The 18,472-nt window shown below is 37.7% G+C and carries 18 protein-coding genes; 5 read left to right on the top strand and 13 right to left on the bottom strand.

The window, feature by feature from the left end; genetic code table 11:
* The 12 genes from lpxD to CYP26_RS05360 form a co-directional block, all read right to left on the bottom strand.
* Entirely contained in the window at window positions 1-954 is a 954-nt protein-coding gene (gene lpxD / locus CYP26_RS05415; protein ID WP_103630672.1) for a UDP-3-O-(3-hydroxymyristoyl)glucosamine N-acyltransferase, read from the bottom strand.
* Window positions 954-1,415, bottom strand: coding sequence for an acetolactate synthase small subunit (gene ilvN, locus CYP26_RS05410; protein ID WP_258031425.1), 462 nt, complete (start codon window positions 1,413-1,415; stop codon window positions 954-956). Before ilvN ends, lpxD begins: the two co-directional genes overlap by 1 nt.
* A gap of 2 nt (window positions 1,416-1,417) precedes the next feature.
* Window positions 1,418-3,112: an acetolactate synthase large subunit gene (locus tag CYP26_RS05405; RefSeq protein ID WP_258031424.1), complete on the bottom strand. Its 1,695-nt coding sequence runs from the start codon at window positions 3,110-3,112 to the stop codon at window positions 1,418-1,420.
* Between the two features lie 514 nt (window positions 3,113-3,626).
* Window positions 3,627-4,634 carry a tRNA 2-selenouridine(34) synthase MnmH gene (mnmH, locus tag CYP26_RS05400; RefSeq protein ID WP_103630669.1) on the bottom strand — a complete coding sequence of 336 codons (1,008 nt, stop codon included), beginning with the start codon at window positions 4,632-4,634 and terminating at the stop codon, window positions 3,627-3,629.
* Window positions 4,621-5,106: an HIT family protein gene (locus CYP26_RS05395; protein WP_103630737.1), complete on the bottom strand. Its 486-nt coding sequence runs from the start codon at window positions 5,104-5,106 to the stop codon at window positions 4,621-4,623. The genes mnmH and CYP26_RS05395 overlap by 14 nt, the downstream gene beginning before the upstream one ends.
* Entirely contained in the window at window positions 5,106-5,891 is a 786-nt protein-coding gene (gene trpC, locus CYP26_RS05390) for an indole-3-glycerol phosphate synthase TrpC (RefSeq protein ID WP_103630668.1), read from the bottom strand. Before trpC ends, CYP26_RS05395 begins: the two co-directional genes overlap by 1 nt.
* Entirely contained in the window at window positions 5,888-7,150 is a 1,263-nt protein-coding gene (locus tag CYP26_RS05385) for a tetratricopeptide repeat protein (RefSeq protein WP_103615577.1), read from the bottom strand. Before CYP26_RS05385 ends, trpC begins: the two co-directional genes overlap by 4 nt.
* A complete protein-coding gene (locus tag CYP26_RS05380) occupies window positions 7,129-7,494 on the bottom strand; it encodes a YkgJ family cysteine cluster protein (RefSeq protein ID WP_103608287.1) in 366 nt (121 codons plus the stop codon). The genes CYP26_RS05385 and CYP26_RS05380 overlap by 22 nt, the downstream gene beginning before the upstream one ends.
* Window positions 7,491-8,198, bottom strand: a complete 708-nt coding sequence (locus CYP26_RS05375; protein WP_103630667.1) for a tRNA1(Val) (adenine(37)-N6)-methyltransferase — start codon at window positions 8,196-8,198, stop codon at window positions 7,491-7,493. Before CYP26_RS05375 ends, CYP26_RS05380 begins: the two co-directional genes overlap by 4 nt.
* Window positions 8,195-10,447: a vesicular transport factor Uso1p gene (locus tag CYP26_RS05370; protein ID WP_103630666.1), complete on the bottom strand. Its 2,253-nt coding sequence runs from the start codon at window positions 10,445-10,447 to the stop codon at window positions 8,195-8,197. The genes CYP26_RS05375 and CYP26_RS05370 overlap by 4 nt, the downstream gene beginning before the upstream one ends.
* Entirely contained in the window at window positions 10,444-11,406 is a 963-nt protein-coding gene (locus CYP26_RS05365) for an NAD(P)/FAD-dependent oxidoreductase (RefSeq protein WP_103630665.1), read from the bottom strand. The genes CYP26_RS05370 and CYP26_RS05365 overlap by 4 nt, the downstream gene beginning before the upstream one ends.
* A 24-nt stretch (window positions 11,407-11,430) precedes the next feature.
* Window positions 11,431-12,771, bottom strand: coding sequence for a class II 3-deoxy-7-phosphoheptulonate synthase (locus tag CYP26_RS05360; protein ID WP_103630664.1), 1,341 nt, complete (start codon window positions 12,769-12,771; stop codon window positions 11,431-11,433).
* 142 nt (window positions 12,772-12,913) lie between these two features.
* On the opposite strand from CYP26_RS05360, the gene rarD (CYP26_RS05355) reads away from it, so the two are divergent.
* The 5 genes from rarD (CYP26_RS05355) (at window position 12,914) to CYP26_RS05335 (ending at window position 16,489) form a co-directional block, all read left to right on the top strand.
* Window positions 12,914-13,801, top strand: coding sequence for an EamA family transporter RarD (rarD, locus tag CYP26_RS05355; RefSeq protein ID WP_009293763.1), 888 nt, complete (start codon window positions 12,914-12,916; stop codon window positions 13,799-13,801).
* Window positions 13,785-14,672: an EamA family transporter RarD gene (gene rarD / locus CYP26_RS05350; protein WP_103630663.1), complete on the top strand. Its 888-nt coding sequence runs from the start codon at window positions 13,785-13,787 to the stop codon at window positions 14,670-14,672. The genes rarD (CYP26_RS05355) and rarD (CYP26_RS05350) overlap by 17 nt, the downstream gene beginning before the upstream one ends.
* Window positions 14,665-15,117 carry an aryl-sulfate sulfotransferase gene (locus CYP26_RS05345; protein ID WP_103630662.1) on the top strand — a complete coding sequence of 151 codons (453 nt, stop codon included), beginning with the start codon at window positions 14,665-14,667 and terminating at the stop codon, window positions 15,115-15,117. Before rarD (CYP26_RS05350) ends, CYP26_RS05345 begins: the two co-directional genes overlap by 8 nt.
* A 291-nt stretch (window positions 15,118-15,408) precedes the next feature.
* The gene (locus CYP26_RS10685; protein ID WP_103630736.1) at window positions 15,409-15,630 is read left to right on the top strand and encodes a helix-turn-helix domain-containing protein; all 222 of its coding nucleotides are present in this window, start codon (window positions 15,409-15,411) and stop codon (window positions 15,628-15,630) included.
* 4 nt (window positions 15,631-15,634) lie between these two features.
* Complete coding sequence (locus tag CYP26_RS05335; RefSeq protein WP_103630661.1) at window positions 15,635-16,489, top strand: restriction endonuclease; 855 nt, start codon at window positions 15,635-15,637, stop codon at window positions 16,487-16,489.
* Window positions 16,490-16,505: 16 nt separating this feature from the next.
* Here the strand turns inward: CYP26_RS05335 and CYP26_RS05330 are convergent, their stop codons facing one another.
* Complete coding sequence (locus CYP26_RS05330; protein ID WP_181000864.1) at window positions 16,506-18,374, bottom strand: HsdM family class I SAM-dependent methyltransferase; 1,869 nt, start codon at window positions 18,372-18,374, stop codon at window positions 16,506-16,508.
* Between the last annotated feature and the right edge of the window lie 98 nt (window positions 18,375-18,472).

Here is an 18,472-nt window from a genome sequence, read left to right as displayed (position 1 = left end):
TTAGTTTTTTCTAAAAAATCTAATCATCTTAGCCTGGATTTTAAACATCTCTGAAAGCTCCATTATCGGATAAGCTCCAGCATATTTTTTGCCTCCAGGTAGGTCTTTGCTCACGCCTCCACGTGCTGCAATCTGCGCAAAGTCGCCCACTTTTACGTGACCGGCCGAGCCACTTTGTCCGCCCATTACGACGTTTCTGCCTAGCACTGTTGAGCCAGCAAGCCCAGTTTGTGATACGATGAGGCAGCCATTTCCAAGCTCGCAGTTATGGCCTATTTGAACAAGATTATCTATCTTTGTGTAGTTTGCGATCATTGTGCTTTCAAAAACGCCACGATCTATCGTCGTGCAAGCGCCGATCTCGACAAAATCGCCCAAAACAACATTGCCATTGTGATAAATTTTCACATGCTCACCAGTTTTTGTATGCGCATAACCAAAGCCGTCGCTGCCGATGACGCAGTTTGCTAGCAGGTGGCACTCGTTGCCCACCACGCAGTCATTATAGATGACGACGTTTGGGTGGATGATGCAGTTTTTGCCGACACTCACGTTATCGCCCAAAAACGCCCCAGCCATCACTATCGTGTTTTCGCCCACGCTCACGTTTGAGCCGATATAGACATTTGGCATTATAGTTGCACTCTCGGCGATATTTGATGGTTTTGGCTTGCAAAAAAGTGGCTTAGCGTAAATTTTGCTAAGGATAGCAAACGCAAGGTGCGGGTTGTCGCACACAAGCGCTACCATGCCAGCTGGCACTAAGTCTAAAAGCGATTTTGTCACCAAGATGGCTCCAGCGTTTGAAGTGCTTATAAATTTAGCATTTTTCTCGCCATCGCAGTATGTTAGCTCAGCTTTATTTGCATTTTTTAAAGAATTTAGAGCAAAAATTTCAAGATCTTCTCCGCTAAAAGTAGCATTTACTTTTAAGGCTATTTCGCTTAGTTTCATCATATATCCATTATCACAGATCCGCCGCGCACGACATCAACTGGGTTAAATTTCTTGATCGATTTTAAAAAGCTCTCTATCCTGCTCGCATCGTCAGCCACCATGACAACGATGTAGTTTTCATTTGTGTTTGTGACGATGCCATTGTATGTCTTTAGTATCACCTCAAGACCAGCGAAATTTTCACCAAGCGGGATTTTCACAAGTGCCATCTCTTTTTCGACAAATTCGCCACTTTCTATGACTTTATATGTTGGGATGAGCTTGTGAAGCTGTTTTACGATCTGCTCTAAAACTCTCTCATCGCCGCTTGTGACGATGCTTAGCCTTGAGAAGTTGCTCTCAGGTATCGGAGCGACTGTGAGCGTGTCGATGTTGTAGCCCCTGCCCGCAAAAAGCCCAGAAATCCTAGCTAAAACGCCATGTTCATTTAAAACTATAACCGAAATCGTTCTTCTGATACTCATTTTTCTTCCTTGCTCTTTAATATCATATTATAAATCGCAGCCCCTGCTGGAACCATAGGAAGCACGTCTTCAAAGCGGTCGATCCTAACATCGATAAGAGCTGATTTTTTGCTCTTGATCGCCTCTTTTAAAGCCTTTTTAAACTCATCTTTGCTCTTGCAAACAAAGCCAACGCCGCCAAATCCCTCAGCGATCTTTACAAAATCAGGCTGCAAGCTAAGATCAGTCGATGAGTAGCGCTTTTCATAGAAAAATGTCTGCCACTGGCGCACCATGCCTAGGAAGTTGTTGTTTAAGATGATGTTTATGACAGGGACATTTGTCTCATAAGCGGTCATCAACTCTTGGATATTCATAAGTATCGAGCCGTCGCCGGTGAAATTTATGACTAGATTATCAGGCATAGCGCACTTTGCTCCGATCGCTGCAGGGAGGCCGTATCCCATCGTGCCAAGACCGCCACTTGTGACAAGCTGCCTTGCGCGGTTAAATGGATAAAACTGCGCTACCCACATCTGGTGCTGACCAACGTCAGTTGCGATGATAGCCTCAGGGCCAACTATTTTTGCGGTCTCTTCAACCACCCATTGAGGCTTTAAGACCTTGTCACTATCTGTGTAGCCAAGAGGATTTAGCTTTTGATATCTATCTAAAATTTCTCTCCAAGGCGCATAGTTTTTAGGCTCACCTTTCACCTCCTCATAAAGCTCGCTTAGCACGTTTGTAAGGTCGCCAACTATCGGAAAATGGGCGTTTATGATCTTTGAGATAGAGCTTGGATCGATGTCGATATGGATGATCTTTGCATGTTTGGCAAACTCGTCAGTTTTGCCTGTGACCCTATCGCAAAATCTAGCGCCAAGTGAGATGAGAAGGTCGCACTCGCTAAGCGCCATATTTGAAGCGTAGCTGCCGTGCATGCCCGCCATGCCTAAATTTAGCTCATCTTTTGCGTCAAGCACGCCAAGAGCCATAAGTGTCTCGACTGCTGGAATGCCTGTTTTTTGCATAAATTTACGGATGATCTCGCTAGCATTTGACGCGACTGCACCGCCGCCTATATAAAGAAGTGGTCTCTTTGCTTCATTTATCACAGCAGCTGCTTTTTTGATCTGCTTAGAGTTGCCTTTGTAGGTCGGCTTGTAGCTTGGGATAGAAATTTCTTTTGGATAGACAAAGTCGCCAAGCCTTGAAGTGACGTTTTTTGGGATGTCGATATGAACTGGTCCTGGGCGGCCTGATCTTGCGATGTAAAACGCCTCTTTTATGATGCGAGGTAGCTCCTCGACGCTATTTACTAAGAAGTTGTGTTTGACACAGGGGCGTGAAATTCCGACCGCATCGATCTCTTGAAATGCATCTGTGCCGATCATAAAGGTTGGTACTTGACCACTTATAAGCACAACTGGGATGCTGTCGCTGTAAGCCGTAGCAAGGCCTGTAACTGCGTTTGTAAAGCCAGGACCACTTGTCACAAATGCAACGCCCACTTTGCCGCTAACCCTTGCGTATCCGTCTGCTGCGTGCACGGCCGCTTGCTCGTGGCGAACCAAGACATGCTTAAAATAAGTTTGTTTATATGTCTCGTCGTAGATATTTAAGGCTGCGCCGCCTGGATAGCCAAAGACTATGTCAACGCCCTCTTCGTGCAAGGCTTCGCTTATCATCTGCGAACCAGAAATTTGTTTTATCATCACTTTAGCCTTTTGATAAATTTATCGCAAATTATATCCCAAAGCATTTTAAATCCATTTTAACTTTTTAGCGAAATTTGGGCGTTATCTTAAATTCTTTGAAAAAATTTTAACGCTGAAGCAAGGATATTACAAAGTATTTTACATATAATTTAACGTAATATTTTTAGTATTTTAAGAAATTTGAGCGGTAAATTTTTAAATTTGAGTTTGTCGGTGTAAATTTTGGCGTGGCTTTTCAGCCAATCCAGCCAATCCAGCCAATCCAGCCAATCCCAGATAAACAGATAAATTTAACTAGAAATTTCACAAAAATAGCAAGAAATCTTATGTTCTGATATAAAAATAGCCTTAAACTAAGCCATTTTAAGTGCAAAAAGAGGTCTATTTTAAACTTAAGAGCGAATTTGATCTAGCAATTTTTAAATTTAAAAGTAAATTTAACCAAGTCAAAAGAGAGCAAATTTAAATTTATAGATGAAATTTAGCCCAAACAAAGCGTCAAAGGGGTTTAAATTTTCGCCTCAGCTCTTATCAAATTTAGCTTTTTTACTGCCTCGTCAAGATCATCAGAGCTTACAAAAACATCAATGTTTTCATTTTTCTTATAGACCTTGTCGTAGTATTTTGTAAGTAAAATTTCAGCCACTTTGGCGATGTCGTTTTCGTTAAATTTAGCCACCGCCTCATCTCTGGCTTCTTTGTCGATAAAGGGCGAAATTTTCTTTATACACTCATCAAAAAAGGTTTTATCCACACTTTTATAGTCGCTTGTGATGCAAGAAATTCTATTCTCCAAGCTCGCGCTAATCTCAACGCAGATGCCTCTTCTCATCGCTTCATAAAGGCTTTTTGGAAGTGTTAGCGAGCCGATCCTTCTGCTCTCACCCTCGATAAAGCAAATTTGATCTTTTAGTGCAGAAAGCTCCTCAAATAACGCATCTTCAAAGCACTTTTGGCTTGGCTGCGCGCCGTTTATCGCGCCAAAAACTGAGCCTAGGTGATTTGCCATCGCTTCAAGGTCTATTGATGGCGAAAGTGCCCTTATAAGCTTACTTTTATAGCAGCCAGTGTTGCCAAAAAGGGTTATAAATTTAGTTGTTAGCGGACGCTCAAAAAACTCCAAAACATGGTTTCTATAAGCCTTGTAGCCGCCATTTAGCCTAAAAACCCTATATCCTATCATGCTTAGCACAAAGCCAACCGAGCTTGATCTAAGTCCGCCCTTTGCGCAGTAGATGCCAATAGCTGAGCCGACCCTGCACCTTTTATAGACCTCGTCGATGATATTTTGCAAATTTTTGCAGATGTATTTTGCACCAAGGCTCTTTGCTAGGGCTCTGTCACTTTTGTAGATCGTGCCTACCTCTTTGTGCTCAGCATCATCAAGCGCGTATAAATTTATCGCATCTTTTATGTGCGAGTAGGCATACTCATGCGGCGATCTAGCGTCTATTAGGACTTCAAACTCGCCTCTTTTTTCAAGCCACTGCTCTATGTCAATCTCAAATAACGCCACTAAAAGCCTTTTTTAGCTTTTGATAAAGCGGATGAAAAGGCGTGCCATTTACTCTCACATCAGCGATCGTTGTGACGAAATTTGTATCCCCGCTCCACCTTGGCACAAGGTGATAGTGCACGTGCTCAGCTATGCCAGCGCCTGCTGCCTTGCCTAAATTCATACCGATATTTACGCCCTGTGCGTGAAGCTCACGCTTTAAAATTTCAACCCCAAGCCTTACAAATTTACTCATCTCAAACCACGTCTGCTCGTCAAGCTCCTCGATCTTGTCGGTGTGGTGGTTTGGTATGATCATAAAATGTCCTGGCGAATACGGATATAAATTCATGATCCCAAAGCAGTGCTTAGCACGAAAAAGCACGCCATTTTTCTCGTCGTCCTCTTTTGAATTTATCACCTCGCAAAATACGCAACTATCTTTTTTTGCGCTGAAATACTCGCTTCTCCAAGGGGCACAAAGGTGCTGCATCACTCGCCCTCCTTTATCTTTTTAACGGCATTTTTTATATCATCTTGTCTCATAAAATGCTCTCCGATCAAGAAAGCATCAACTCCGATCTTACTTAGCTCGCGAAGCTGCTCATGCTCGTAAAGTCCGCTTTCTGCGACTATTATCTTGCCATTTGGCAAAAGCGGCACGAGCTTCTCGCAAAGGCTCATATCCATCGTAAAATCATCTAAATTTCTATGATTTATCCCTATTATATTTGCTCCTGCAAAGATCGCCTTTTTCACATCGCTCGCGTCATGGGTCTCTACTAAGACCTCAAGCCCCAAGTGGTGCGCGTACTCAAGTAGTTCTTTTAGCTCGCCTTGCGTTAGTGCTTTGGCGATGAGCAGGATAAAGTCCGCTCCATAAACAAGTGCTTCTAAAATTTGATACTTATCAACGATAAAGTCTTTTCTAAGGATCGGCCTTGAAGCGTAGCGGCGCACCTGGGTGATGTACTCTATATCGCCCTTAAACCAATGAGGCTCAGTTAAAATACTAAAAGCATTTGCGTACTGCTCGTACTCCTGCGCTATTTTTATCGGCTCGAAGTCCTCTCTTATCACGCCCTTGCTTGGGCTTGCTTTTTTTATCTCGGCTATGATCTTTATAGGCTCATCTTTACTTGATCTAAGTGCGCTTAGAACGTCTCTTGGCACGTATGGGTTGTATGCGAGCGAGCGACCTAGCCACTCCTGTGGATAGTCAGCTTTTCGCTTTTTTAGATCCTCTTTTGTCTTTTTTATGATCTCATCAAGTATCATTTTTTAAGCCTTTTGTTTAAATTTATTATGCAGCGCTCGATGAGGTGCAAGTGCTCCTTTGCCTCTTTTGAAGCCTTAAAATCAACATCTTTCATAGCGTGCATCATTATGCCCTTTGCCTTTTTGCACTCGCCAAGCTTGAAATAACCCCACGCTAGCGAGTCCTCATAGTAAGGCGAGTCTGGCGAGATCTCAAGTGCTTTTTGCACCATCTCCACACCCTTTCTAGGGTCTATCTCGTGATCAATGAGCAAGTAGCCGTAGTAGTTAAAAAACATATCGTTATTAAGCTTTGGCACGCTAGCTTCAAATTTATCTAAGATATCAGTGATCTTTTTCTCATCTAGGCTATCTTTGTTCATCTCATATTCGTAGATGGCAGCCTTTGCTAAGAAATTTAGATCCCTGCTATCGTTATAAATTTTAACCGCTAAAACGTATGCATCGCCAAAATTTCCAGTCGCAGCGTAAAGATCCATCAGCGTAGCGTCGTTGTAGCCATATTTTTTCAAAATTTCAATAGCCGCTTTATAATTTTTAGCATAGACAAAATACTGCACGATCTTGTCAAGATAAGAGGTGTCGTGAGTGATGTCGTATATCTCTTCAAAAAGCTCGATCACCTTTGGGAAATTTCTTTGCTGAGAGTAAATTTCAGCCAAAAGCTCGCATGTCTTTTGAGTGCAGCCCTGCTCCTCGCGGAATTTCTCGAGGTATTTTGTCGCATCATTTACATTGTCCATGCGGTTTAAAAGTATATCAACGATGCGGAGCAAATTCTCCTCTTCAGGCTTTAGCGAGTATGCCTCTTCAAAGTATTTTAGCGCCGTTACCGTATCATTTTGCATCATACAAATAGTGCCAAGCATGAGCAAATTTTGAGCATTTGGCTCTTTTGTGGCAAGCTCTTGCATAAGCTCTTTTGCCTCGTTTAGCTTAGATAGATTGACTAAATTTGCAACCTTAATCCTGATAAAATCGCTATCATCTTTTAAGCTCTTCTCGCCCTCAGCCATGAGGCTATCTAAATTTTCATTTTTTGTGGCAAAGGCTAGCTTGATCGCCTCTTTTAGATAGGTCTTTTGATTTGTCTCTTTAAAAAGCCCAAGATAGGTCTGGATGCTAGCATTTACATCGCCACTATCTTGCGAGATGAGAGCTTGCATTAGGCGTAAATTTACACTTTTGTTGTCATCTGCAAGCAGATGCGTGCTAAAAAATACGCTTATAAAAATTATTAAAATTTTACGCCAATGCATTCTGCTCTTAGCTCCTTTAAATTTTTTTTAAAATAATCCCAAAACGGAAATGTCCTGCACTGCTTAGGTCTTAGCTCATAGACCGAGCAGTTTTTATTTTTCTCGTCAAAAAATATGCAAGCAAAACCGTCATCATAAGGCTTTTCTTTGATGCTTCGTCTAAGCCCGACACGTATTAAAAATTTGCTCTCAAACTCATCTTTTGGCATATCAAAAGCAGCGCAAAATTTTAAAATTTCACCCTCATCTATCCAGATGTAGCCGCTCTCGCCAGTGCAGCATTTGCCTCCGCAACTCTCGCAAAAGCTAGGATCAAACTCATAGCTAAAACCATCAGCCCTCACGCTATCTCCTTGTAAGAGATGCTGTTTGTATCTGCTTTTTTAAAGATCTCGCTTGCCTCTTTCGTGTGCGAGCCATCTTCGCTCATCACAAGAGGCGGCAGGACTTTTAGCTTTGAGTTTGAGTTGTTTCGCACTTCAAGCAAAGCCAAATTTGCTGGCTTATCCTTTTTGGTATGGATAAATTTTAAGCTCACCAAATTTAGTTTATACTCTTTTAAGCATGCCGCTATCTCGCTAAGATCATCTGGCGCATAGCAAAAAAACGCCCTTTTATGTGGCTTTAAATTTACGCTTAAGCCTCTTATAAAATCCTTTAAATTTAGTGAGCTTGCATATCTACTAACTTTTATGTGCTCATTTTGGCTTTTTGTAACACCGTCATGATAAAAAGGCGGATTTGATATGATTAGATCAAATTTCTCACTATCTTTAAAATTTGCAAAATCAGCCGTTATGGCTCTAGCCTCTAAGTAGTTGTTCTTTGCGTTATAGCTAGAAATTTCGCTATTTAGCTCTAAAAGATCAAGCATGCTTAGATCTATCTTTTTAAAGTCACGCTTAAGCAAAAGTCCAAGTATCCCACACCCTGCTCCAACGTCCAAAACTCTGCCAGAAATTTCGCCAAAGCTCGCGCAAATAAAATCATAAAGAACGAGCGTATCGCTGTTGTAGCGATAGCCATTTTCAAGCTGGGCTAAGATCATCTATAAACCTTGATGATAAAGCCGCGCGTCACATCTTTTACTATCACTTCGGAGCTAAAGCTGATCCTTGCAAAGTCGCCAAATTCCTCTTTTATAAGCTCAGCCGCAGCCTTTGCACGCTCTTTACCAACGCCGTAATTTACATAGTTATTTAGCTTGCCAAGGTCATCTTTTTTGATATTTTGAGCGACATTTGATGGGATGACAAAATTTTTCTTATCCACGATCGGGATGATCTCATACATATAGTTTGAGTTAAATCTCTGCAAAAACTCGCTCACTCTGTTTTTGCACATTATGCTCACTTTGTCCTTTGAGTCCATATCGTCACACTCGATGCTAGAGATGAGGACGAGCTTTGTTGGGGTTTCAGGCTTGGTCGTAGCTTGTAAGATATTTTTTAAATTTACATTTTCATTTTCAAGCTCGTCTTGCCTATTTAAATTTTGCTCTATATCTTTTTGAAGCTCGATGATCTGAGCATTTACGGCTCCGCCTTTATGACCGCTCGAGCTTAGCTCACTTATCTTTGAATTTAGCCTCTCGATCGTCTTGTTGCTCTCATTTAGCTTTTGCTTTGCATTTTCTAGTTCATTTTGCAAGCTTAGTAAATTTTTGCCGCCACTTTTGTTGTTGTCAGTTAAAAATGTTGAGGTATCAACTATCTTTTTTTGTAGCATATTTATCTGCTGGCGCAAAATTTCATAGTTTTGCATATCGATCTTTAGCGTTCTTTTTTGAGTTTCTAGCTCGTTTTGCTTGGCTATTAGCATCTGGCTTGTCTTTGTGACATTTTCTTCAAGCTCTTTTATCTTCGCATCTTTTAGATCAAGCTTTGCGCTCAAATTCTTTAGCTCGCCCTCGTTTGAGCCAAGTTTTTGTGACTGCAAAGAGATGGTCTGGTTTTGATCAAATAGCGTTTTTATAAATTTAGTTGTCTTTGTATCAAGTGCTTTTAGCTCTTCTTGGCTCTTTTTAAGGCTCTCCTCGCTTAAACTTAGCTTTTTGCTTAGCTCATTTAGAGTTGAGTTTGCGTCTAAATTTTGCTTTTCAAGCTTTTTATTTAGAGCATTTGCCCTCTCAAGCTCTTTTTTAAGCGAGCTTATATTTTCATTTGCAAGCTTGTTCTCTTGCTCGCTTTTTAAACTCTTTTGCTTTAGATCATCAAAACTCTTATGAAGTGCCGCAAGCGAGGCATTTAGCTCTAAATTTTTGCCATTATAGCTTTGCGCCATTAGATCCTTTGAGTTTAGGTTTTTCTTGATCTCTTCAAGCTCGTAAATTCTATCTTTTAGTGCAGTCTTATTTGACTCAAGAGCCTCCTGCAGATCAATTATCTTATTTGCCTTTTTAGAAAGCTCATCCTCCATAACGCTCTTTTGCGTCTCAAAGCCATCATTTAGCGCATTTATCTCTTTTTCGTAGCTAAATTTTTGAGTATTAGCATCATTTTTAACTCGCTCGATCTCCTCTTTTAAAAGCAAAATTTCTTTTTTCTCGCCTCTATCTTTTTCACTTTGAGCTTTTTCATACTCTTTTATAAGAGCTTCTTTTTGCGCAAGTGTCGCGTTTAGCTCGTTATTTTGCTCTTTTAAAGCAGTGTAGTTTGCCTCAAAACTCTCTTTAAATTTATTAAAGCTGGCCTTGGCATCTTTAAGTTTGCTCTCATCGCCATTTCTAGCGTCATTTATCGCATTTTCAAGGTCAATTATCTTTTTCTCATAAGCTTTTGAGCTCTCTATCATATCAGCTTGCGCTTCATTTAGGCGCTTTGTCAAAGCTTGGATATTTTCAAAGTGTTGCGCCTCAAGCTCGCCAAGAGCCTTTTGATTTTTTTCTACTATCTCGTTTTTTTCATTTTCGATATTTCTTTTCATCTCTGAAATTTTGCTTATGAAGTCTAAATTTTTCTCGCTCATATCGACATTATCAGCGGCCAAAATTTCATTTTTTTTGCTTAGCTCGCGCACTTGCTCTTGAAGCTCTTTTACATTGTCTGATAAATTTAGATCCTTATCATCAACAAAATTTTGCATGTAGCTCTTTGGCGTGATGTAACCGCCATACTCGTAAAGATCGTCTTTGCTTACATATCTTTGCTTCTCTTCTTCAGGGAGATCATCAAAATTTATAGAGTAAATCGTTTGATTAGTATCTTTTGGCGTCTCGTCCTCTTTTTGAAATTTCAAAAACGAGAGAGAAAAGCCAGCTATCAGACAAACAATAGCTAGTGCGATTTTATTTATCAAGCTTGTGCCTTGCCTTTTAAGATATCTTTGATAACGCTATGAGCGTGATTTAGTCCGACTACTATCGAGCCACCATTTTTTAAAACGATGTCGCCTCCCACATATAGTCCTGGCACGCTACTTTGGTAATTGCTATCAACTATCGGAGTGCCTTTTTCATCAGTTTTTATCTGACATTTTTGTAAAAAATCAACCGGACTTGAGCCACCGATCGCATAGACAACCCTATCATAGACACGGATCTTGCCATTTTCATAATGCACTCTTACCTTGCCTGATTCATTATCGATCTCGGTTATATCGTGATTTAGTCTTACTTTTATCTTATTATGCTTCTCAAGCTCCCAAAGTGCGCTTAAATTTGTCTCATTTACACGGCTAAATTTATCTTTTCTGTAAGCGATCGTAGTTTTGTTATACTGACAAAGCTCGATAGCGTACTCAACCGCAGAGTTGCCACCGCCCACAACTAGCACTTTTTCGCCGTTTGTGCAGTTATCAAGGTTAAAATTTACAACTGAATTTAGTGATGGCGGGATCTTATAGTCAGGTTTGTTTGGTCGTCCCATTTTGCCGATCGAGACCATCACGTTTTTGGCTTCATAGACAGCTTTTGAGGTAGTTACTTTAAAAACTTCGCCCTCTTTTTTTACGCTTTCGACCTCAGAATTAAAAAAAGCCTCGATATTCTCAGAGTCAAGTAGCTTGTCAAAATAATCAAGTGTGCTCTCTTTTGTGCCATCTTCAAACGAAACTAGCCCATGGATCGTGCTATCTTGCCCTTTATACTCTTTATCTACGCGTTTATTGTCTTTATAAAATTTTCTGATCGTTTGGCTGTGGTTGTCGCCCTTTTCAAGGAGCAAAACATTACTTAAGCCATTTCTTTTAGCCTCTACTACGCTAGCTATACCACAAGGTCCGCCGCCAACTACTATTAGATCATAAATATTTGCCATATTTTTCTCCAAATTTTATAAATTTTAAGCTTTTTTAACTAGATCAGCCATCAAAAATGCAAGCTCTAAAGCCTGATCAGCATTTAGTCTTGGATCGCACTGCGTCTCATATCTCTCTTTTAGCGAGCTTTCAGTGATGTTTAGCGCGCCACCAGTGCACTCTGTCACATCTTTGCCAGTCATCTCAAGATGCACGCCACCTGCTCTTGTGCCCTCAGCTTTGTGAATTTCAAAAAAGCTTCTAACCTCGCTTAAAATTTTACTAAATTCACGAGTTTTATAGTTATTTGAGGTCTTAACGGTGTTGCCATGCATCGGATCGATGCTATAAACGATATTTAACCCCTCACGCTTTAGCTCTCTTAAAATTTTTGGTAAATTTTCACCGATCTTATCAGCGCCCATTCTGATTATCACATTTAGTCTGCCAGCTTCATTTTCTGGATTTAGCTTATTTGCGAGTGCGACGACGTCTTCAGCTTTTGCGCTTGGTCCGATCTTTACGCCGATAGGATTTTTAACACCACTTAAAAAATGTACGTGTGCGTCGTTTATGCCGCGCGTTCTCTCGCCTATCCAAAGCATGTGAGCCGAGCAGTCGTACCACTCGCCACTAAGGCTATCAACCCTAGTTAGTGCCTCTTCATAAGGCAAAAGTAGCGCCTCGTGAGATGTATAGACTGCTGTTTGATTTATCGCTGGAGTGTTTGCCGAGGTGATACCGCAAGCTGCCATGAAAGATAGAGTTTTTGTTAGATCGTCAGCTAGTTTTGCGTATTTCTCGCCGATCTCTGGCTTTTTAACAAAGCCTAAATTCCACTTATGCACCTGATGAAGGTCAGCCAAACCGCCTCTTGAAAAGGCTCTAAGTAGGTTCATCGTCGATGCGCTTTGATAGTAGGCCTCTATCATACGTTTTGGGTCGGCAACTCTAGCCTTTTCGTCAAATTCAAAGCCATTTATGATGTCACCTCTATAGCTTGGCAACTTAACGCCATTTACCTCTTCATAGTCGCTACTTCTAGGCTTTGCAAACTGCCCTGCTACGCGGCCTACTTTGACCACTGGACAGCCACCGCCAAAGGTTAAAACTATCGCCATTTGAAGCAAAACCTTAAACATATCCCTGATGTTGTTTGCGCTAAAATTTGTAAAGCTCTCAGCACAGTCGCCACCTTGAAGCAAAAAGGCCTCGCCGTTGCAAACTTTTGCAAGCTCATTTTTAAGACTTCTAGCCTCGCCAGCAAATACCAAAGGCGGAAGTGCTTTTAGCTTTTCTTCAGCCTCTTTTAGCTCTTTTAAATTTGGATAAGTTGGTTGTTGCAAGATGTTAAATTCTCTCCAGCTATCTCTGTCCCAAGTCATAAATTTTCCTATCTTTTACCTTAATTTAGCGCTGATTATATCACGCAAAACTTAAAAAATAAAAGCCATTAATGGGTTATTAAAGATATTTTGCATACAATCGCTACTTTAAATTTACCCAGAAAAAGAGAAGATTTTTTTCATGATAAAAGGCATATTTTATTCGCTTTTAGCCTCAGTTTTATTTAACTGCATCTACTACATGTCAGTGCTCATGAACCCCATCAGCACGCAAGCTCTTATTGGATACCGCATGATCTTTGCCATGCCTTTTGTCATCGCCGCCATTTTTTTGTTAAAACAGCAGCGAAATTTCAAATTTTTACTTCTAAAAATAAAGCTAAAACCTAAAATTTTACTAGTTTTGCTTGCTACCTCGCTCATCGTCTCATTTCAGATGTGGCTCTATCTCTGGGCTCCAAGTAACGGCGCAGCGCTAAAAGTCTCGATAGGCTACCTCATCATGCCAATAGTCATGGTCCTTTTTGGACGGATATTTTTCAAAGAGCACCTCTCAAAAACAAAGCTAGCATCGATCTTTTTCGCTGCCATTGGCGTCTTTAGCACAGCAGTTATAAGTGGCGGCATCTCGTGGGAGAGCGCTGTAGTTTTTTGCCTTTATCCAGTCTATTTTACCATTAGAAAGTACTACAACCTTGCAAATTTCTCAAGCTTTGTTATCGAGATAATTTTTATGTTTTTATTCTCATTTTATTTTGCGCTCACAGCCGATATGGACTACGTAATGAGCCAAAATCCAAACATCTACTATCTGCTCATTTTGCTTGGTGCTATCAGCGGCATAGCCCTCATCGCCCAGATCCTCTCAAGCACGCTCGTGCCGATAAATGTACTAGGTTTGCTTACATATTTTGAGCCTATAATGATGCTTTTTGTCTCATTTGCCATCGGCGAGAGACTGGAGAAAAGCTCATACTTTTTGATGATCTGCCTAGCCATCTCTGTCACGCTTTTGATGATAGATAGTATAAATTCTATAAAAGGCGACAAAAATACCAAGACTAAATGAGAGCCAAAAAGGCGTTATTCTCGCGCTTAGCGCCTTTTTTATGTGGGGGTTTTTGGCGGTTTATTTCAACCTATTTAGTAAAGATGTCGATGCTTATGAAATTTTAGCCCACAGGATCATATGGTCATTTTTCTTGATGGCAGCAGTGCTTTGCATTAATGGCAAAATGGGCGAAATTTTTGCGCTTCTTAAAGATATCCGCTCGCTAAAGGCTCTATTTTTAAGTGGTATTTTTATCACCATAAACTGGGGCGTTTATGTCTATGCGGTGGGTAGCGGCAAAATTTTAGACACGAGTTTGGGCTATTTTATAAATCCCTTGATAAGCATGCTTCTTGGTGTCATCATCTTTAAAGAGCGCCTCAGCAAAGCTGGTGCTATGGCCGTTTGCATCGTCATCGCAGCTGTCTGCGTGCAAATTTATGCAAAAGGCGGTCTGCCACTTGTCTCTATCATCTTGCCACTTTCATTTGGATTTTACGCGATGGTTAGAAAGATGGCGAAGATTAGCGCATTTAATGGGCTTTTTATCGAAACATTTTTTATGTTTCCATTTGCGCTTGGCTACGTTTTATGGCTGGTTTTTCACTCGCAAAGCCACTTTGGACTAAACAAAGACTCGCTTTTAATGATCGCTTCAAGCATCGTAACTATCGTGCCACTTGTCGCATTTAACGCAGCTACGACAAGGATAAATTTAACGACTATCGGCTACTTGCAATACATCTCACCAACCATCGCGATCCTTTGCGCGGTCTTCATTTATGGCGAAATTTTAGATGGCTACAAAGTCGTCTCATTTTGTATGATCTGGCTGGCTTTAGCGATAATTAGCGTGGATAAATTTAGAAAAAGGAGTAAAAATGAATAGCGTAACGATCTATTTGCTGCTTGCGTTTTTTGCAGCGCTTATTTTATATTTTCAGATACAAAAACTAACCAAAAAGCTTGACGATGAGGGGGCGGTGCCTGCCTATCAAAAGGCTGCACAAGAGGTTTTAGAAAATTTAAGCAACGCTGAGAAATACCCTAAATTTTGCAACATTATCTTAAAAAAGATAAATGCTCTAAGGCAAGACATACTCTTTGAAGATGCGCTAAATGAGGCTAGCGACAAGGACAAAGCACTAGATCAGCTCGAGCAGACAAGAGATAAGCTAGAGGCGCTTTTAAAACAAGAAAATGCAAACTGGGAGAGCGAACTTGTTGAAATTTTAGACGAGATCGATGGCTTTGTAAAGGCAAATTTCAAAAACGGCGAAGATAGAGCCGAAGAGCTAAGGGACGAACTAAAAAAAGAATTTGATGGGTTGTGAAAAAAAATTAAAGGTGTAAAGTTCTAAGGCAACCAAAGATAATTCAAAAAAATACAATAGAAAGATACTTTTAAAAACCATTATTCCAAATATATATTTTTATATTAAGATCAAGCTTTTTTTAATTTTGTATTATACACATAATCATATTTTATTTTATGCAAACAAGACCATAGTGCTAAAATACTATATATTCAATAGTTACAGAGTATATTTTAGTCTTATTTTGCCAAATAATTGCAGACTATTGTCCGTTGATAAAAACTTTATATATTGAATAATATAACTTTTATGAATGATAAAGAAATACAATTACTCAACAATCTAGCAAAAAAAATAAAATTTAGAAGAATGGAACTAAATTTAACCCAAGAAACACTAGCATATAAATGTGGTCTAGATAGGACATATATAAGTCTAGTAGAAAGAAGCAAAAGAAATCCTAGTTATCTGACATTATTTAAAATTTCTGAAGGGCTAAATATCGATATTAAAAATTTGATAGGAGAATAATAACATGGATATACAAGATTATATACAAGATTATATACAAGATTATATACAAGATGCTATATCAAATTTTAAAAAACTAATAGAAGATTCAATAAAAAAAGATGGAAGTAGTGGTATAACGGCAGCAATAAGGTCATCAGAGCCAATTTTTAAAATTCATGAAGCTGTTAAACATGCATTAATATCAAAAGGCATTAATAAAGATTTAATATGTCCATCAATTGGTTCAAATTCGCCTGAATTAAAACTTGCTGGAAAGCTTAAACAAAAAGACCAAGATATTTGCATTAAACCAAACAATGTTGACAAATACCAAGAAAAACTCACAGAAGAACCTTTGGATGGCATAAAAGATGAGTACGGAATTGAATTTACTAGAAAAACATTAGTAATTAATGTAAGAAGTCAGATTTCAAGTATTCAAAAAAATTTTGATACACTTTTTGAAAGAACTTATGCTGAGGCACTAAATTTACATGCAAGATGTCCGGATATGGTTTTAGGAGAAGTTTACCTTTTGGCTGTACCAGAATATGACACCAAAGAATTTAGTAATAAGTTAGTAAAATTTAAAAAAAAGAATCAAGAACTTGTTAAAAAATATATAAAATCTTTTCAAGCAATCACGAATAGAGAAAGTACTAAAGAAGACTATTATAAATATGAATCAATTTGTTTATTAATTGTAGATTTTAGTAAGACACCACCAAAATTTTACAATACCACCAATGAATTGGAGGAAAATGGATTACTTCCAAAAAACTCAACTCTTAAATATGAAGATTTAAGTTGGAATACTTTTTTTGATAAATTGCTAAAAATTTATTGTGATAGATTTAATATTTCAACAATTAAATAATTATAAAAAATAAAAATTATCTATTTATAATTTCTTCTAAATCTTTAAAGTCTATTTTATATAAATTAGCCAAATACTGATTTAATTCCGATCCTGACTTGTTTAATATAAAATCTTTATCTTTTTTATCCAATTTTGGAATACAAAACAACTCTATGAAATTTTTTTGGAAACATTGATAGTTTCCATCCAACTGAAAAGAGGTAAGTTTTGAATAATAGTCCATTATGGATGAATTTAATATCTTTTGCAAAATTATTATATTAATTTCTTGATCATTTGTTTTTTTTACTTTTGGCTTTACGGAATAACCATTACAAAACAAAGAATCTGTTTTATCCAACATAAAATTAGGTTTACTGGAAAATGTTTTTGTTAATAATTTATAACCAGGGGCTTCCATTCCTTGTATTCTACCCCATTCATAAAAATTCTTTAAACCTTTTTTTGCCTCAGATCTTCTTTTGAGCAATTCCTTATTTTTTAACAAGTATTTGTAAGCTAGCGGAAACAACTCTTTTAAATCATCTTCATTATATGCAACATACCTATGTTTTACTTTTTGATAAGGAAATATAATTTTTCTTGTTTTGTTCAAAATGGATTCTTCATTATCTAATTCAGAAATTTTAATTGCCGATTTTAATACTCCTTCTTCTAAGTTTAATGGATTATTACCATCAACCAAAAAAATAGAATCCTTTAATGTCGCAAAACCTACCTTAATGTCAGCTATCTCACCTAATCTATAACCTATTGTTTCTATTTTGTTTATATTGTCTAAATGTTTTTTAGGAGCCATTCTCCACTTTTCGCTATTTAATGCTTTTATATTAATTTTTGAAAAATTGTTTTTTTCTAAATCATTTATCGGGTCCAAAGCCCACATAAAATTAAATTCTTCTAATTTTTGGCTATTCTCTAAAAATATTAAACAGGTATATGCAGATACATTCTTAAAAATTTTTGTATGTAAAAAATCAATAATTGTATGAATACATTTATTGTTTTGCAAAAACTCTCTAATTTTTTTTGAAGCAAGGGATGTAAAAAAATTATTTTGCGTAATATATCCAAGCATACCATCTTTAGACAACAACTCTTTTCCAGCAATTAAAAATAACATTGCTAAGCTAAAACTACCATTTGTAAAATTAGAATACTTTTTAATTAATTCTTTTCTATAACTATTGTCAATATTTTGCAATTTTACATAAGGCGGATTAGTTACAATAACATCTATGCCGTTTTCTGAATTTAATTTTTTTAGTAAAATATTTTTATCTCTTATTAGCGTATCTTCACAAATAATATTATTGTCCAAAGATTTAACTACGATATTTTTTGATAAAAAAAATAATTCAATAATTATTTTAGCGCAAGACACAGATTGACTATTAATATCTATTCCTTTTACATACTCAACACTTTCTTCTATTGAAATATTATATTTTTTACTCAAAATTTCTATTGATCTAACTAAAAAACCACCACTTCCACAAGCAGGATCGCAAATTATAGGAATATATTTACCTTTAAAATTTTGCAATGAATATTTAATAATATAGTCAATAATATAATTTGGAGTATATACTGCACCCTCTCTTTTTTTTCTATCTAAGTCAATTAAACTTTCAAAAACAGCTTCTAGATCTTTTAAAGAAAAAACTGAAAATAAGTTATTAATTCTATTAAATAATACTTTATTTCGACAATTACTATATTTTTTAAATTCACTTAAACCCAATAAGATATCGCCACTTAATAGATTATTAGATTTTATATAAAAATTTGAAAATTCAGAAATTAATTCATTTGTATTAAAATTATTTTTAAGACTTTTTACAATTCTATTCAACTCTATTTTTTTTATTCTTTTATTCAATTCTACACTCCATTTATTGCAATAATCATTTATTAAAGAAGCTACACTAAAATATAGTTTAAAAACATAACTATATAAAAAAATATTTTAATTATTCA

The organism is Campylobacter concisus (assembly GCF_002913225.1).
Taxonomy (GTDB): domain Bacteria; phylum Campylobacterota; class Campylobacteria; order Campylobacterales; family Campylobacteraceae; genus Campylobacter_A; species Campylobacter_A concisus_J.
This window is presented reverse-complemented; position numbering and strand designations above follow the sequence as displayed.

Coding starts and splice junctions, on each gene's coding strand:
- CYP26_RS05395 (WP_103630737.1), bottom strand. CDS start 5,106: ATGCAGCACCTTTGTGCCCCTTGGAGAAGCGAGTATTTCAGCGCAAAA.
- CYP26_RS05335 (WP_103630661.1), top strand. CDS start 15,635: ATGGATATACAAGATTATATACAAGATTATATACAAGATTATATACAA.
- CYP26_RS05385 (WP_103615577.1), bottom strand. CDS start 7,150: ATGCATTGGCGTAAAATTTTAATAATTTTTATAAGCGTATTTTTTAGC.
- CYP26_RS05375 (WP_103630667.1), bottom strand. CDS start 8,198: ATGATCTTAGCCCAGCTTGAAAATGGCTATCGCTACAACAGCGATACG.
- CYP26_RS10685 (WP_103630736.1), top strand. CDS start 15,409: ATGAATGATAAAGAAATACAATTACTCAACAATCTAGCAAAAAAAATA.
- lpxD (WP_103630672.1), bottom strand. CDS start 954: ATGAAACTAAGCGAAATAGCCTTAAAAGTAAATGCTACTTTTAGCGGA.
- CYP26_RS05360 (WP_103630664.1), bottom strand. CDS start 12,771: ATGACTTGGGACAGAGATAGCTGGAGAGAATTTAACATCTTGCAACAA.
- CYP26_RS05345 (WP_103630662.1), top strand. CDS start 14,665: ATGAATAGCGTAACGATCTATTTGCTGCTTGCGTTTTTTGCAGCGCTT.
- rarD (WP_009293763.1), top strand. CDS start 12,914: ATGATAAAAGGCATATTTTATTCGCTTTTAGCCTCAGTTTTATTTAAC.
- trpC (WP_103630668.1), bottom strand. CDS start 5,891: ATGATACTTGATGAGATCATAAAAAAGACAAAAGAGGATCTAAAAAAG.
- CYP26_RS05365 (WP_103630665.1), bottom strand. CDS start 11,406: ATGGCAAATATTTATGATCTAATAGTAGTTGGCGGCGGACCTTGTGGT.